This is a genomic window from Bacteroidia bacterium (assembly GCA_041391665.1).
GTDB lineage: Bacteria > Bacteroidota > Bacteroidia > J057 > J057 > JAGQVA01.
Map to the genome: position 1 here is coordinate 553953 of JAWKNO010000002.1, position 16486 is coordinate 570438.

Sequence of the window (16486 nt, forward strand, 5' to 3'; positions counted from 1 at the left end):
TAAATTTTTTTTTCAGGATTAGAATTGAGCTGGCTATCAGGTAGCCAATTTACATACGAATAACGTTATCCGGAAGAAATCCTTATTTTGCAGCCCAAAATCATTGTATGAATAAAATCTATACACTGGCAACCTGCACGACCAGTCAGCGCATTCTGAAAGAAATCGCTCCCGGCCCTGAATTTGAATTCCAGAACATCAAAGAGGAAAATATTACGCCGGAGCAACTGGACGAGTTGTACCAGATGACTGGTTCTTATGAAGCTTTGTTTAGCAAGCGCGCATTAAAATACAAAGACTGGGGATTAAACAAAATGACACTGACGGAAGCGGATTACCGGCGATACATTTTGGAGGAATACACATTTCTGAAGCGGCCTGTCATTGTAGCGGGTAAAGAGATATTTATCGGGAATGCCCCTAAAGTGGTGGAGGCAGCAAAGAAGGTGATTCAGTCGTGATTGTTTTAGAAGTAAACTTCCGTTGACCTGCTCACACTTAGGATTTATTTCCAACGTTATATAGGGGAAGTTTTCTCATTGGGAAATCACACAAAAACTCCGATCTTGGTTCTAAATTAAATACGTTGACAAAACAAAGCTATATTTTTTCCTTGCTTCTGACTTTCTCCGCGCTATTTCTGCTGCGCTGCAACCAGACAAGGGATGTGATTCTGCCACATACCACTACCATTTTTCCTGTCACAAAAGGACAATACCGGATCAGTGAAGTGATTGATACTACGTTCAATACAGGCGGACCCGTCGCTGCCCGTTTCTATAAAAGGGAAGAAATCAGCGGTACAGAAACGGATCTTACGGGCAGACCTCTCTACAGACTTGATATTTACCATTCCGATTTTGACCGTGGCGAGGACTACGACTGGAAATATTATCTTCTGGGAACGGTGTATTATGAGCCAGCTTCATCGGGAGACTATTATGCAGAACGTACCGAAAACAATGTGCGTATCCAGGTTCTGAAGTTTCCTGTGCATACTTTAGTAAGCTGGAACGGCAATCTTTACAACAATCTCGGTGCTCAGGAATTTTATTACGGGAATATAGATACCTCCGTGGTTGTCAAAGGGGTGACCTATGATCATTGTGTAATGGTGGTACAGGAAAATACAAAAGGGCTGATACGTCAGTCGCTGGCGTATGAAATCTATGCCCCCGAAATAGGTCTTGTCAAAAAATATAATCGCACTCTTGTCAATGATGGCGCGATGGGCGAATTTAACCCCGACAAAAGCCGCATCTATATCGAAGAATTAGTTGAGCATAATTAATATGATTATTACCCCCGCTTCCTGTCTGTCTGCTTTTCTTACGAAATGTGGCAATTATCTTCATGTTGTTTTGATTTTGTTGGTGGGACTAACAGGATCGGCTTATAGCCAAAATGAAATACTCCGAGGAAAACAGGTAGGATTATATATCAGTGGAAAAGATTTTGAAATTCCGGAGGAGCAGAACATTGCGATCACCCAATTTCTAACTATAGGCGATGATCGTTCTTATGCGGGAAAGCTCAAATCAGAATTTATGATACGGGTTGGGTGGATGCTTTCGGAGCAACTGCAGGTTCTCTCAGGTGCGGATTCTATCCACTTTCTCAATGCGGATCTTCCCAAAGGCAAAGCCATGCAGGAATCCTGGGATGCGGAACGCAGTCGCCTGGTAAGACCAGGTGAGGTATTAAAGGAATTGGATTACATTCTTGTACTTTCACCATTTTCGATGACCACCCGCATTCATAAGTCGGTATTTATCCGCAGTAACCGCATGGTCACCGACCGGGTAACGGTTCGTATGTCCGATATGCGTATTACCCAGTTTCAGCTTTCTGACCTTTCTGCCGTCCGCAATTATCATATTTGTTTTGACGAACAAACCAGCGAAAAACCTGAGAAGATGTATTTTGATTTTTATCAGGAAAAATCGCCTGTAGGGAAATACATAAGTTTTTTGTTTTCCCGGTGGTGGGGGGCATTCCTCATTGAAAGGCCCGAATTTTGCCAGTAGAGCCAGATTATTATCTGGCTCTAAAACATCCAGATTATTATCTGGCTCTAAAACATCCAGATTATTATCTGGCTCTAAAACATCCAGATTATTATCTGGCTCTAAAACATCCAGATTATTATCTGGCTCTAAAACATCCAGATAATTATCTGGCTCTAAAACATCCAGATTATTATCTGGCTCTACCGCCACATGCTCAATGTCGATACGCCGGGGGTGCTGTAGCTTTCAGCAAGATATTCGGCGTAGGCTTCCCGGTAATTTTCCTGAACATAGTTTTCGTCTATTCCTCCAATATAGTGGAAGGCGAATCCCAATGCTGCGAGACTAAACAAATGCCCGATTTCGTGTTTGAGCAGATGTTCCCAACCCGGATTGATAAAGATGAAATTGCCCATATTCAACCCTGAAAATCCTTTTACCGGACGAATCAACCCTCCATACATGGTAAAGCTGCAACTTCGCAGATCAATATACAATTTCACCCGCAAGCCCCTGAGTACCGGATAAATATATCCAAGTGGTGCAGCCATAAGGTTGATGAGGTAAATCATCATGCCCGGGTAGGTGACCAGCCATGACATCGGCAAAAGCCAGTTGAGCCAGCCGATCACGGTATGATAGACCCTGTGGCGAGATACCGGGAGAAAGGCAGCGAGCATAATAATCACGGCAATGGCTCCCGAAACGGTGATATTCTCCGTGAAGAAAAACAACAAAATTCCATTCAATCCGGCATTGAGCCCGACAATGGCGCCACGCATCCATTCTCCGGCTGTAGTGCGTTGAAATTTGCTTGCCAGCGCGTACAGCAGCGTAAAGTGCAAAAGAATCACAGCAAAAATGGCCGCAAGGCCAAAACTATCTGCGGTCTGCAGGATCAGAAAATACAGCCAGGTAGACGCAAGAGACATGGCCGCCCCAAAAGGGCTTGCCGTAAGATGTTTACGATGAGGCATTTACGTTAAGTTAATCGTTGTCCGTATTGCTGCTCGTAGTAGTAGCGGTAAGCTCCGGACCTTACACTTTCGATCCAACCGGAGTTGCTGAGATACCAGTCAACGGTTTTTTCGAGTCCTTCTTCAAAATTTACACTGGGTGTCCATCCCAGTTGTGTTACAAGTTTCGTAGGATCGATCGCATATCGCATGTCGTGTCCCGGACGATCGGTTACATAGGTGATAAGCTTTTCTGAGCTTCCTGTTTCGCGTCCAAGCTTTTTATCCATCAGACGGCACATCAGGCGGATCAGGTCGATATTTTTCCATTCATTTTGTCCGCCGATATTATAGGTTTCTCCAATTTCCCCTTTATGAAAAATAACATCAATGGCACGGCAATGATCCACTACCCAAAGCCAGTCCCGGATATTTTCGCCTTTTCCATATACCGGCAAAGGCTTTTCTTCATAAATATTGGCGATAAAAAGGGGGATAAGTTTTTCCGGAAACTGATAGGCGCCGTAGTTGTTGGAGCAATTGCTCATGATGAAGGGAAATCCGTACGTATTTCCATAGGCTCTGACAAAGTGGTCGGAACTGGCTTTTGATGCGGAATATGGGCTTTGAGGGTCATAGGGCGTATTCTCCAGAAAAAATCCATGGTCCCCCAGTGAACCATATACCTCATCGGTGGAAACATGATAAAACAATCTGTCCTGATTTCCTTTCCAGAACTTACGGGCAGTGTTGAGCAGGTTCACAGTTCCGATCACATTGGTTTGTACAAAAGCAAGCGGATCCAGTATGCTCCGATCCACATGACTTTCTGCTGCCAGATGGATGACATGAGTGATATCGTATGATTCAAAAATAGACGTCAACTGCTCCGGATCACAGATATCGCCTTTGATAAATGTATAACCCGGGTGGTTTTCCACATCACGAAGGTTTTCCAGATTTCCGGCATAGGTAAGTTTGTCCAGATTGAAAATACGATAGTCAGGATAATGGTTGATAAAATGCCTGACAAGATGTGAGCCGATAAACCCCGCGCCTCCGGTAATAAGTATATGCTTATTCATGAGCAGTCTTCAAATATTTAGCACTAAAGTAGAGCACTTTCGCAAATTAACCAGACCCTTTGTTTGTTAATCATTACAGCAAACGAAACTCTGTGCCCGATTGTTGGCTTTGAATGTATAACATAAAAACACCCGGGCCAAAACCCGGGTGGCAGATTACACAATTTTAAGAAAATATCGCAAACTAACTAAAAAGGTCATTACGCTTTCTACGCAAAAATACCCGATGATAGTTACATAATTGTACGAAGGAGAGAATTTATTACCTGTACTTTTGGGGTTACGCAGATAGGGAGAAATACCTAAATGGCTGATAAATAACTGGTTTTTGAACAACACCCACCCGTGGTTAAACAAATTAAACTACTTACTAACAGCTATTAGGTTGGACAATCCGATTATACGTACTTTTGAATCATGGAAAGGTACATATCGGGACTAGTTATACTGTTTGGAATTTATTGCTCTGTTCCAAACCTCCTTGCCCAGCCAGTTGCTGATTTCCAGGCAGATACCACCTACGGTTGCGCACCAGTTGTCGTGACCTTCGAAGATTTATCCACCAATGCCGTCTCCTGGCAATGGAATACGGGTGTGGGAACATCCACTTTGCAGAATCCTGGCGTGATCTACACGCAGCCGGGAACTTATACCGTGACCCTGATTGTCACTTCGGCAAACGGACAGAAAGATACCCTGACCCGGGTGAACTACATTACCACTCACGGAAACCCTGTGGTGGATTTTTCGGCAAACCTCACCAATGTATGTAGATTTACCCCCATTGTATTTTCTGATCAGTCGACCAATCCCTCCGGAAACATTGTTTCCTGGATGTGGGATTTTGGAGACGGTACAACGAGTAGTTTGCAAAATCCGGTTCACCCCTATACTTCTCCCGGGATATATCCGGTCTCGCTTATCGTGGAGAACCAATACCATTGCAGCGATGATAAAATCCTCAATGCATACATACAGGTAAATTCTCCGGATGCCTCTTTTTCTGCTACAAACCTGCTTGCGTGTGGCCCACCGCTGACGAGCACTTTTACCAGTACCGGCGACACGACCGGCATACACTTATGGGATTTTGGGGATGGGACAACCTCATCGCTGGTGCACCCTGTCCACACTTATCAATCAAACGGAAGCTACGATGTAACGCATATTATTGAAGATGCTCAGGGTTGCAGAGACACACTTACGAAAGATGGACTGGTAAATATTGGGGTGAATACCCTGAGCCTTTCAGTCAGTGATACCTCTATTTGTGTGGGAGATACAATCTTTTTCACCACCAATGCAGCCTCAAACAGCAATATCCACTGGGATTTTGGCAACGGAATCTCTGCTACCGGGCTTGTCCCATATTACAAATATTCAGGACCAGGTAGTTATCATATTGTAGCTACAGTATCTGATGCGAGTGGGTGTATATATGATCTTCAGGCAGATGTGTCTGTATATGCGCTCCCCAATCCCTGGTTTGCAGCCAGTACACCGAAAATTGGTTGTGAAGTGCCCTTTACGGTTCAGTTTCAGGATCAATCCACCAATGCTGTTTCCTGGTGGTGGTATTTTTGGGATGGAACGTATGATTCTGTTCAACATCCGCTGCATACTTTTTACACAGTGGATACTTTCAACATCCGGCTTACGGTAACCGGCCCCGGAGGATGCTCAAATACTCGCACCCTGGCTGATTTTGTTCAGATCCGGGAAGTGCGGAATGGATTTGTGGCAGATAAAACCAATGGTTGTGCGCCCCTTGACGTAACATTCAGTGATACGACTTACTCTCCTTACCCGGTGATCACCTGGCTTTGGGATTTTGGCGACGGCACTACCTCTACTCTGCAAAACCCTTCCCATACCTTTGTGGATACCGGCTATTACGATATTACCCTGATCACTTCCAACAGCCAGGGATGTACCGATACAATCATTCGCCCCAACTATATCAGCGCCGGCCAAAAACCTATAATCGATTTTGCCGCAGATACCAATCAGGCATGTGCACTTACAGATATTCAGTTTATCAATAATACGGTTGGTGCCAATGATTACATCTGGTATTTTGGGGATGGGGATACGGCTATGTCTGCAAACCCGCTTCACGGATTTGCTGCGATAGGAGATATGGATGTTATTCTCACAGCTTCTGACAGGGGTTGCTGGGATACCTTGCGCTATAGCAATATGGTCAATATTCTGGCACCTCTGCCGGTGATCGGGATCAGTCAGAAATATATCTGTGATTTGCCGGCAACCATACTTTTCAGCAATTTGTCCATCGGTGCTGATACATGGGCATGGACACTGGAGGATTCTATCAGTTTATCCGGCATGTCTTTTACCCATACATTCCAGACACCGGGATTCCATTATGTTGAGTTGTTGGTGGGGAATGATACAACCGGCTGTCTGATTTCGGCGATAGATTCCATTTATATTCATCCGGTTATGGCTGATTTTGAGGCCGATACAAATCGTGGTTGTGTGCCGCTTCAGATTCATTTTAATGACCTTTCTGAAAATGCGATCAAGTGGCATTGGGATTTTGGGAATGGCGATACGTCTTTGCTAAAAAACCCCGTTTATACGTATAAAAATCCCGGAAACTTTAAAGTTACACTTGTGGTTGAGAATAGTATTCGTTGTCGGGATACACTCGTTTGGGATCCGGGTATTTCAGCTCTGGGAGTAAATGCCGATTTTCGGTTGGCAGAACCCAATGCCGGTTGCGTACCGCTGGCGCTGAGTTTTTCCGACAACTCTTATGGAACCGGGCAGGTTACCGCCTGGTCATGGGACCTTGGCGATGGCACCACTACCAATACTCAAAACGTATCTCATACTTATTTACAACCCGACTACTATACTGTTAAACTCACGGTTCAGGATGAAGACGGATGCATGGATTCGGTCGTTCGAACCAATTTTATATTTGCCACACAGCCTATACCCGCTTTTACAGTTAACCCGATGATTAACTGCCCCGGAACGCCTGCTGTGTTTGTTTCTCAATCATCAGGTGTAGGGCTTACTTACTCCTGGGATTTTGGCGATGGGGCTACTTCTGTGCTGGCCAATACCTTTCATGCTTATCAGGATACGGGCCTTTATGATATAACTCTCTATCTTTCGGATGTCAATGGTTGTGATACGTCTGTGTTTATCCCCCAAATGGTAGAGATACGCGAACTGATCGCCGATTTTGTGGCTGATACGATGTTTGCGCCTTGTCCGCCGCTGGCGGTTGATTTTTCGACCCTGGGAAGTTTTCCCCACACTGGCATTACCTGGGCATGGGATTTTGGCGATGGCGCAACGTCTTCCCAAACCACGCCTTCGCATGTTTATACAGCACCTGGAATATTCACCGTGCGGCTAATTGTTTCAACTCCTTCAGGTTGTGCTGATACCATGGTCTGGCAGGATATGATTACGGTTTTGGGCCCTTCCACGACTTTTACCTTTGATCCAAAATCTGGCTGCCCGGGGACGGAGGTGAACTTTTCCGCTACTTCGCCGGAAGATTCCATTGTCTATGAATGGATTTTTGGCGACGGGAATACAGATCTTGGACAAAATATTTCTCATGTTTATGCTGCTTCGGGATCCTATATTCCGGTATTAAGAGTAGAAGACAATACCGGCTGTCAGATATTTACCATTGCGCCTGATACAATTACGATTTTTGAGCCACCCGTGGCGGAGTTTAACTCCAATACCGCGGTGATCTGCGACTCGGGTTCCGTGACATTTGTGGATCAGTCTTTTGGAGCGGCTTCGATTGTAGCCTGGAACTGGGACTTCGGCGATGGCGGAACAGATTCTGTAAAATTTCCTACACATTATTACCAACAATTGGGCAGCTATGATGTGACCCTGATCGTTACCTCGTCTGAGGGCTGCATGGATACGTTGCGGGTATCTGATTACATCACAGTTGTCCCTTCGCCTAAGCCAACAATATTAGCGGTAGATCCTTTTGGGTGTAGCCCATTATCTGTATCCTTTCAGGCATCCAGCAATGGACATCCTTTTCCGTTTACAGATTATGTGTGGGATTTTGGGTATAATAATGGAACTTCAACACTTCCCCAGCCCTCATTTTCCTTTCCTCCGGCAGGGACTTATTATACAAATCTCACAGTAACGGATATCAATACCTGTACGGGTTCTGCAACCCAGACGATTACCGTATTCCCCATTCCTGTGGTTAACTTTATTGCAGATGATAGTATCGGGTGTGCGCCCTTTACCACCACCTTTCACAACCTGACTGACATACCAACGGTCAAATGGATATGGGACTTTGGCGATGGCTCTGTGGCTGTTGACTCTCTCCCCAATCATACCTGGCTGGCAGATGGTGAATACGCTGTAGGGCTGTCTGTAACGGATACAAATGGCTGTGAAGCTACCTTCTCCAGACCTGATTATATTCGTTTGAATCACCCTGTGGCAAATTTTTCTGCTCTGGATACCGTGATTTGCCCCGACTCGGAGGTTTTATTTTTCGACGATTGTATAGCTGCATATGCACCACTGGTTCAATGGGTATGGGACTTTGGTGATGGCTCCGGCTTCAATGGACAGACTCCTGTTCATCAATTTACGACTTCAGGGCTGTATGATATTTCGTTGACCGTGGTGGATTCCCTGGGCTGTGCCGACGAATTGATCCGCCCGGCCTATGTGGAGGTATTGCCTGATTTTATTCCCAAGGCCATCAACATCCAGTATGTTTCGGTACTCAATAATCAGGAGGTAGAAGTTGTGTTCTCGCCATTTCCCAATGTTTATAATGATTTTAACCGCTATGTGGTTTACCGAATGGCGCCCGGCGGTAGCTATGATTCTGTGGGAGTGATGTACGATATCAGTGAGACGCGTTTTGTCGATCGCGGATTAAATACGCTGGATGAGTCATATTGCTATAAAATTCAGGTGGTAAATGATTGCGGTACAACTTATGATATTAGCCTGGCAGAAGCCCATTGTACGCTCAATCTGATGGCAAATGGGCTGGTAGATGAAATTTTCCTTCGGTGGAATCCTTATATTGGCTGGGATCATGTGGAGAACTATCTGATTTTCAGAGTAATGGACTATAATCCGCAAAGTATGATCCTGATTGCCACAATGCCTGGCAATGCAAGTTATTATTCGGATCGTGAAACCTACTGTTATGATGCATTTTCCTATCGGATTGTTGCGGTTGGCGAAGGTCATGTTCAGTCTTATTCAGATACTACACATGCTGCTCCCGTGCATATTCCTCCCACAGAACAAGGGAATATTATTCGGGTTACAGTAGAAAACAACCAGTTAATTGAGGTAGAATGGGATGCCGCAGCCATTGATAAGGCAAATGAGGTCGTCGTAGAAAGGAGTTCCGGAAATGGGTATCAGGAAGTGTATCGCGAAAGTTTTGATGCCGGAGAGTCGAAGTTTCAGGATTTCAATGCGGATGTGAATGCCTTGTCTTACGAATATCAGGTTTCAACAATTGATTCCTGTGGAGACTATACGCCTACCGGCCGCAAAGGCAAGAGCATATTGCTTCATGCGGAGCGAAACGACGGTGAAATATTCCTCAAATGGAACCCCTATGAAGGCTGGGAAAACGGGGTGGATCGCTATGATATTCAATTGGTTGATCAGCTCTCAGGTAAGTTTACAAATGTAGCGACAATCGATGGTACGCAGACGGGTTATAAAGATGTTGGGGCAAATGCGATACAGGCTATGAATTGTTATCGCGTGATTGCCTGGGAAGCCGGTGGAACTTTCACCTCCAGTATGTCCAACGAGTCCTGCGTTGTGCTCGATCCCCGGATTCATACGGCCAATGCCTTTACACCCAATGGGGACGGCACCAATGATGAATTTACCGTGCATGGGGCTTTTCTTACTGAGTATAGTCTGGAAATCTTTAACCGATGGGGAGAGAAAATCTTCGAATCCACATCCATGGAAAATGTCTGGAAAGGAGAAACCAAGTCAGGTCTTCTGGCACCGGAAGGGGTATATGTATTTATCGCCCGGGGAGTGGGTTTTGAAGGGGAAAAAATTCAGCGGATAGGCAGTGTTACACTCCTTCGGTAATCAGGGTTGAATGAGAATTTTTTGAGAGAATACGGGCTGCTTTTCCTGCTCAAGTGTGAGCAGGTATATGCCTGGAGAAAGAGCAAAATTCATCAAAATATCGCCGGATACATTTGTGAGGGGGGTAGAAATGATCTTTTGCCCCCAACTATTGACCAGTGAAATGCGCCAGTCAGAAGAATGGGTGTTTTCGGGTAGTTGATACGCGACCGTTAAGTGATCATGGGCAGGGTTGGGGAAAACCTGAATGCGGAATGGCAAAACACTTGTTTTTTCCAATCCGACAGAAGATTCCTCCACGATCCGGAATCCATCAATGCCTGCCTCCACCGCATCCTGGTTGCCGGGTTCTAAGTCCTGGGTATAAAAAATAAATTTTACCGGTTTGCTACGGTCAATGGCATTTACAAACGGAACAATCGTCGCCGCATTCCAGGTAGTGTCGAATGGCCCGGTATAACGCCGCAATTCAACCGTATCGATGCCATCGGTAACAGATACCGTCAGAAAATCATTTCCCGGTCCATCGGGAGCAGAGCCGTTAAGAGACCAGTTGAGAAACCACCAGTAGTATTGTAGTATGGGCGTGTCATAGCCACTGAGATCAATTTCGGGAGAAATCAGCAAGGTTGTGCCATTATCCACATCATCACCAAAAGGGGCGCCTCCGGCATTACCGGTTATATAGGCCTGGTCTCCGATATCGTCGGGCAGATCGTATTCCGGATTGTAAATTTCGCCATTCTCTCTGTAGGTACCTATGGGCTCTCCTCTCTCCCATATCCCTCTTTCAGCACTGCCCGTAACCTCCCATCCAAAGTCAAGGGCAAAATCATCGTAATAGCCAGGCATCAGGTACAAAACGAGTGAATCGTTTCCTGGAGCCACGGTGAGGGTTGTATCGTATGTATGATAGCCCCATTTTCCCAGAATAAACGCATAGCTATTGATGACAAACCGATTGTCTGAAACCTCGCCGTTGCCGTTGGTTGTGTAAGAAAAAATAGCTGCCTGATCTGGTGCAATGGCCTGAATTTGTGCACCCGGAAGGGGTTGAAGGGTTTCGCTGTCCAGCAGCCGTATTTTTAGCTGGGTACGGGGCAGGGGAACGAGCGCAATATTCAGCGTCGTCAGTTGTCCGTTGTCTAACGAAACCAAAGCCGTATCTGATTCATATCCATATTTACTAAAAATCACGGTGTAACTGCCTGAATCAGGGGTGCCGACTGCATACGCGCCGGTTGTTTGGGTGAATTCTTCCAGGCTATCTTCGACAATATGAACCGAAACGTTGGTGACGGGGGCAGAAGTTTGGGCATCAGTAACATTCCCTTCCAGATAACAACCTCTTTGATAGTGCGGTTGAAGGATGAACAAACCCTCCTCAATATCCGATATCAGCACCAATCCCGAGGGTAAAAAAGGATATGCACCCCAGGCGCCTTCAAAGAAACCACTGGCTTTGGGGCTGGTATCATAATAACCTACCTCAACCAGGTTTCCTGGCCGTGAAGCATCTACAATATTCAACCCGTCGGCGTAATAGGACGTCACCAGATAATCATTGAGCACGTGGACATTATGAGGGGCAGCCTGCCCGTCATTGACAGATGAGCGGATTTTGTCCAGAAAACGAATATCTCCAGGGTCACTGATTTCCCAGGCGGTGAGGTAAGCCTGCGCAAGTTCATCCGTGGTGAAGCATACATTTCCCGCGTCATTGATCCAGGTATTGTGGGTAAATGCACGGGGATAGTCGCGGTTTCCAATAATTGTTGGCAAACCCGGATCGGTTACATCCAGTATGGTCAGGCCGTTGGAAAGTTCACCTGCATAGACAAGGTCGTTGCGCGCATACAAATCGTGAACATAATGCTGATGATAGTCGCCCAGGAAGGTAGGATTCCAGGGGTCATTGTTGAGGTCAAATAATTTAAAACCTCCTGTTGTGTTATAGCCGATGATGTAGAGATATCCATTATCATCAATCCATACATTATGTGCAGTATTGATGCCACCCAATGTGGTATCCTTGTAGGCCACATTGCCTGGAAGGCCGGAAAGGTCGATGATCAGGACGCCATTTCCGGTTTCATTGGAGGTGTAAGCGTAGTGGTCAAATGTCTTTATATCGCGCCATACCGATTCCATTCCCGGAATAAACTGTACTTCCACCGGTTGTGACGGCGTGGCAATATCTACAATGGAAACGCCATTGGTAAGGCCGACGAGGGCGTATTCGTTACCATTCAGGTCTGTATAACCCCAGATATCATTCAGCTCTTTGGTATAGGGTAAATGACCCGTAAGGGTTACATTTTTTGTTTGTTGGGCAAAGAGATGGAAAACGGGCAGGAATCCGGCCACGAGTAAAAAAAATAATCGGATCATGTGTTATTGCTCATTTTCATACTCAAAATCGATCTTCAGCTCAGCTTTTTGTGAAGCTGCTACTGCAAGCTGGTCGCAGCGTTCATTGAGCGGATTGCCAGCGTGGCCTTTTACCCAGTGGAACCTTACCTGATGTAAACGGTAAACTTTAAGAAAACGTCGCCACAGATCCGGGTTTTTCTTTCCGGCAAACCCTTTTTTCTCCCAGCCAAAAACCCATTTTTCGGTTACAGCTTTTTGTACATATTGGGAGTCAGTAAAAATATCAACTTCCATCCCAGGCTTTTTCAATGCTTCGAGGGCAACAATTACAGCCAGCAACTCCATGCGATTGTTGGTAGTCTTTCTGTAACCCTCAGATAGCTCTTTTCTATGTTGGCCGGAAAGCAATACTGCGCCGTATCCACCGGGCCCGGGATTGCCTTTTGCCGCTCCGTCGGTATAAATCATTATTTTCATACAAGGCAAAGATATCAGTTAATGACAAGACCTACAATTGCAGCATTGCCTGTATTTATCTGGTATGAATGAATACCGGAAATCGTGCTTTGTAAAGTGTGTAAACTTTTCCTAATGTTGTATTACGATTAAGCGAGGAACAATGGAAAATCCTTTTAGTTTTCTTAGTTATATGAAAGTACTTTGGATTTGTCTGTTGGGGTTGTTTTTCCCCATACTGACATTTGCCCAGGAGTATGGCGAAGCATCTTATTACAGTGATAACCTTCATGGTCAACGTACAGCCAGTGGGGAGCGCTACAATAAATATAGCTTTACCGCGGCACACCGTACGCTCGGTTTTGGTACAATGGTTCGTGTAACCCGTATTGATGATGGGCGATCTGTAACGGTAAAGATCAATGACCGGGGCCCACAGAAAGTAGGTCGTGTCATAGATCTGAGTCGTGTAGCTGCCGAGCAGATCGGCCTGACCCGGGATGGTTTTACGCAGGTAAGACTGGATGTGATTTCAACTACCGGGGCGCAGGCACCTGCGGAAACCGTATCAACGCCGGGAAACTCCGGTGGTGTGACTGAAGATCGCACCAAGATTGTACTTTCAGATCTCCCGCTTCGCGACCAGGCCGGCAAACTTCTTTCTGAAGACGGGGAGGTACGTGAATCTGCTCCCAGTCAGGGGCAGGCGACTGGCAGTGGTGCTGCAAATAGCCTTCCTGATAAGCTATCAGCGGAAATGGCAAAATACACACCTGCACTTTTCCAAATGGCGGCAACAAAACAGGAACCCATGGGTTTTGGTGTACAGGTAGGCGCGTTTTTTACCTATTACCGACTTCTGGAAGGGTTAGATGATCTCCACCGCAAAGGATTTGAAAACACGATGGTACATAATAGTATCAAGGATGACAAACCGATTTTCCGCATCTTGTTAGGCCCTTACCAAACACGGCAGGAAGCGTTAAACATGCGAAAAAAAGCGCTTGCTGCCGGCCAGAAAGGGATTCTTGTGGACCTGGCTGAGTTGAAGTAATATATCTTTCCTTTTTTCCATAAAAGGGAAAACTGTATGTACCTAAATTTCGTTTTTTGATTGTGCGATGGGTTGAATTTTACTGAAACACCAACTGACATTCATGGTATGAGCTTTTCGGAAGTCAGGAAAAATATCTGGATTTGCTATTTGTTCTTTCCTTTGATCTCGGTCGGGCAGGTTCCTGATTTTTCAACGGATCAGTTTTATGCAATTGCAAATTCTACCACCTCTGCCTCAAATATTACTGCGCGGGCGCAATTGTTTTCGTATGAGGCCAATTTGTCACTGGTTATAGAAGTTCACGATAAGGATGTAAATATAGATCCTCAAAGTAATGCAAACACAGACCACATCGAAGTGTGGTTTGCTCTTCCCAAACCAGTTTTCCCCGCTAATTTTGAATATAATACGCATCCTGCGTATATCTGTGCTATCCCTGAGAGCACCCGCAGCAATGAACCAGAAGATCCCCGCTTCTTTAGTGTGTTTTCAGAATATGGAAAAATAACCAATGCCGGGGACTTCGTCTCTCAATATGATTATCCCAAGTCTTCTGAAATCCGCAGAGATAGTCTGGATATTCCTGAAAGGAAAAACTTAAAAAGTAAATCGGTCCCCTTTGGAATCGTGCATTTTGGCTTTTTTCCTGATGGAAGATCTGTCATCCATTACAATAAATCAGATCTGAGTCTCGTCGAAGATGCGCTTCATATTCGACTCGGCAATCTGACGGAAGGCATTGATTATATTGCAGAAATCAATGAAAAGGAAGATGGGTATACCATTAATGCCCGTATTACCCCTGAAGCGCTGGGGTTTGTGCAACTACCTCAACTGGACCAGATTCGCTTTTTGGTTGATATCGCAGATAATGGCGCCACGCCTTCTGCTCCCGCCAATATCGTCCTCTCCAGTTCCAACAATCGCAAGCAAGGCGTACCTGCGACTTTCAATCAGGTAGTTTTTCAGAAGCCGTTGAAGACAAATATATCTCCTGTCCCTAATGATTTTTTCCGTGCCGCTCGTCTTCTTCCACTTTTTGTGTACGGCAATACAGAATGGATCTATGCCTCTGTGGATGTCGATGGTATTGTTTATCGCGAACATCAGGTAAGTGATGTGCTGTCAGAAATCAAGTTCTCCCGGGTACCTTACCGTTTTGATGCTGAAGTGATTTCCGGGGTTCAGGTTTCTACGCTGATCATGGAAATGGCTCACGTCAATAAACTACCCACAGAAAAGGAGTTTGTCAGAATAGCCGGAAAAATGATTGAGGTCGAACGCGCAAAAACTGCGGGGTTTCCTGACGGCAAAAGCCGGAAAAATATGATCTTTCGATTTCCCGATGAACTCCCGGGGATTATTATCCGGGAAAGTAGCTACCGCGATCCTTATGGATGGGGTGATTGTGGGGAATGTATTCTGGAGACCATACATATCCGTAGAGTTACTCCGGAAGATGTATACGATATTATGTCTATCAACCAGGGAAATGGCCCTGATGCCTTCTGTGAAGTTGGTGAATTCAGGTTTGACGGTTACTATGTAAGCCAGATGGACTGGATTCAATCAGGGAAAATACTCGTCGTTCGCCTTACCCACTACAATGGGAAAGAACAGCGGCGAGTCAAACTCTCATGGGAAAAAGATGGCAGTAATCCGAAAGTACAGTGGATTCGCTGATTAGCGCCGTCTCAGGTAAATCATCAGTGTTGCATTGATCCCGGCATGATCGGGTTCTGTCAACAATTCCGGTGAATTGGAAGGTACTGAGGAACCATTAACCGCCTGATTTAACTGGCGGTAATTCAGTCTGCCAAAAAATATCTGGTAATATGGCTCAATGGAAAGTTTTACAACCGGCCCAAATCCAAACCGGAAAGGGGCCAGGATCGTGAAACTGGTCATCCACGCGTTACTAACCTGGGAAAGGGCTGTATTCTCGTCAAAACTTGCCTCGGCAACCTGAGCAGTAGCTGTTCGGAAATTGGTAAGATCAAAAGATCCGCCTACATTAAACCCACCTTCGCTATAAAATTTAATCAGCTCGCTATTGAGGCCTAATGAGACTACGCCGCCATGCAGTTGTACGTCTCTGCGAAAGTTTTGGCCGTTGTTGTCCGGGCCAATAGCATAAGTCTGTGCATTGAAAAGCATCCCACTCAGTCGAAAACTGGCTCTGCCACTGTGGTATCCCAGCCCTGCCGAAAATCCATTGGCCCATTTAATTTCTTCCATTTTTCTTGTGAGAGAAACCGAACTGTTATACTTCCCGATAATAAAATTGACAGAACGCGGGGTAAGGTATTTCAGTTGATAGCCAGCCTGTATGGAGATGCCTTTTTTTCCTGATTGGCCTGTAGCCGTAAGAACAGCAAACATAGCCAATGAAAAAATGATGAGTATACTTAGTTTTTTCATGAATCGGGATAT

Annotated in this window: 11 protein-coding genes; 6 read left to right on the forward strand and 5 right to left on the reverse strand. The window is 45.4% G+C overall.

The window, feature by feature from the left end; genetic code table 11:
* The first annotated feature begins 107 nt into the window (after positions 1 to 107).
* From R3D00_13915 to R3D00_13925, 3 genes are all read left to right on the forward strand, one after another.
* On the forward strand, positions 108 to 461 hold the full coding sequence (locus tag R3D00_13915) for an ArsC/Spx/MgsR family protein (GenBank protein ID MEZ4774276.1): 354 nt from the start codon (positions 108 to 110) through the stop codon (positions 459 to 461).
* Positions 462 to 586: 125 nt separating this feature from the next.
* The gene (locus tag R3D00_13920; GenBank protein ID MEZ4774277.1) at positions 587 to 1291 is read left to right on the forward strand and encodes a hypothetical protein; all 705 of its coding nucleotides are present in this window, start codon (positions 587 to 589) and stop codon (positions 1289 to 1291) included.
* Between the two features lies 1 nt (position 1292).
* Positions 1293 to 2027 (forward strand): hypothetical protein, encoded by a 735-nt coding sequence (locus R3D00_13925; GenBank protein ID MEZ4774278.1) that lies wholly within the window; start codon positions 1293 to 1295, stop codon positions 2025 to 2027.
* Between the two features lie 182 nt (positions 2028 to 2209).
* On the opposite strand, the gene R3D00_13930 is transcribed toward R3D00_13925, so the two are convergent.
* Together R3D00_13930 and rfbB are read right to left on the reverse strand one after the other, a co-directional pair.
* Positions 2210 to 2986, reverse strand: a complete 777-nt coding sequence (locus R3D00_13930) for a hypothetical protein (GenBank protein MEZ4774279.1) — start codon at positions 2984 to 2986, stop codon at positions 2210 to 2212.
* 5 nt (positions 2987 to 2991) lie between these two features.
* Positions 2992 to 4050: a dTDP-glucose 4,6-dehydratase gene (rfbB, locus tag R3D00_13935; GenBank protein MEZ4774280.1), complete on the reverse strand. Its 1059-nt coding sequence runs from the start codon at positions 4048 to 4050 to the stop codon at positions 2992 to 2994.
* A 417-nt stretch (positions 4051 to 4467) separates the two neighbouring features.
* Here rfbB and R3D00_13940 point away from each other — a divergent pair, with 417 nt between their 5' ends.
* Positions 4468 to 10167 carry a PKD domain-containing protein gene (locus tag R3D00_13940; protein ID MEZ4774281.1) on the forward strand — a complete coding sequence of 1900 codons (5700 nt, stop codon included), beginning with the start codon at positions 4468 to 4470 and terminating at the stop codon, positions 10165 to 10167.
* Here R3D00_13940 and R3D00_13945 read toward each other — a convergent pair whose 3' ends face one another.
* Both R3D00_13945 and rnhA read right to left on the reverse strand, forming a co-directional pair.
* Positions 10168 to 12558 carry a choice-of-anchor B family protein gene (locus R3D00_13945; protein MEZ4774282.1) on the reverse strand — a complete coding sequence of 797 codons (2391 nt, stop codon included), beginning with the start codon at positions 12556 to 12558 and terminating at the stop codon, positions 10168 to 10170.
* 3 nt (positions 12559 to 12561) lie between these two features.
* On the reverse strand, positions 12562 to 13017 hold the full coding sequence (gene rnhA / locus R3D00_13950; protein ID MEZ4774283.1) for a ribonuclease HI: 456 nt from the start codon (positions 13015 to 13017) through the stop codon (positions 12562 to 12564).
* A gap of 142 nt (positions 13018 to 13159) precedes the next feature.
* On the opposite strand from rnhA, the gene R3D00_13955 reads away from it, so the two are divergent.
* Positions 13160 to 14050 carry a septal ring lytic transglycosylase RlpA family protein gene (locus R3D00_13955; GenBank protein MEZ4774284.1) on the forward strand — a complete coding sequence of 297 codons (891 nt, stop codon included), beginning with the start codon at positions 13160 to 13162 and terminating at the stop codon, positions 14048 to 14050.
* Between the two features lie 108 nt (positions 14051 to 14158).
* Positions 14159 to 15736, forward strand: coding sequence for a hypothetical protein (locus tag R3D00_13960; GenBank protein MEZ4774285.1), 1578 nt, complete (start codon positions 14159 to 14161; stop codon positions 15734 to 15736).
* Here R3D00_13960 and R3D00_13965 read toward each other — a convergent pair whose 3' ends face one another.
* A complete protein-coding gene (locus R3D00_13965; GenBank protein MEZ4774286.1) occupies positions 15737 to 16474 on the reverse strand; it encodes a hypothetical protein in 738 nt (245 codons plus the stop codon).
* Positions 16475 to 16486 lie beyond the last annotated feature (12 nt).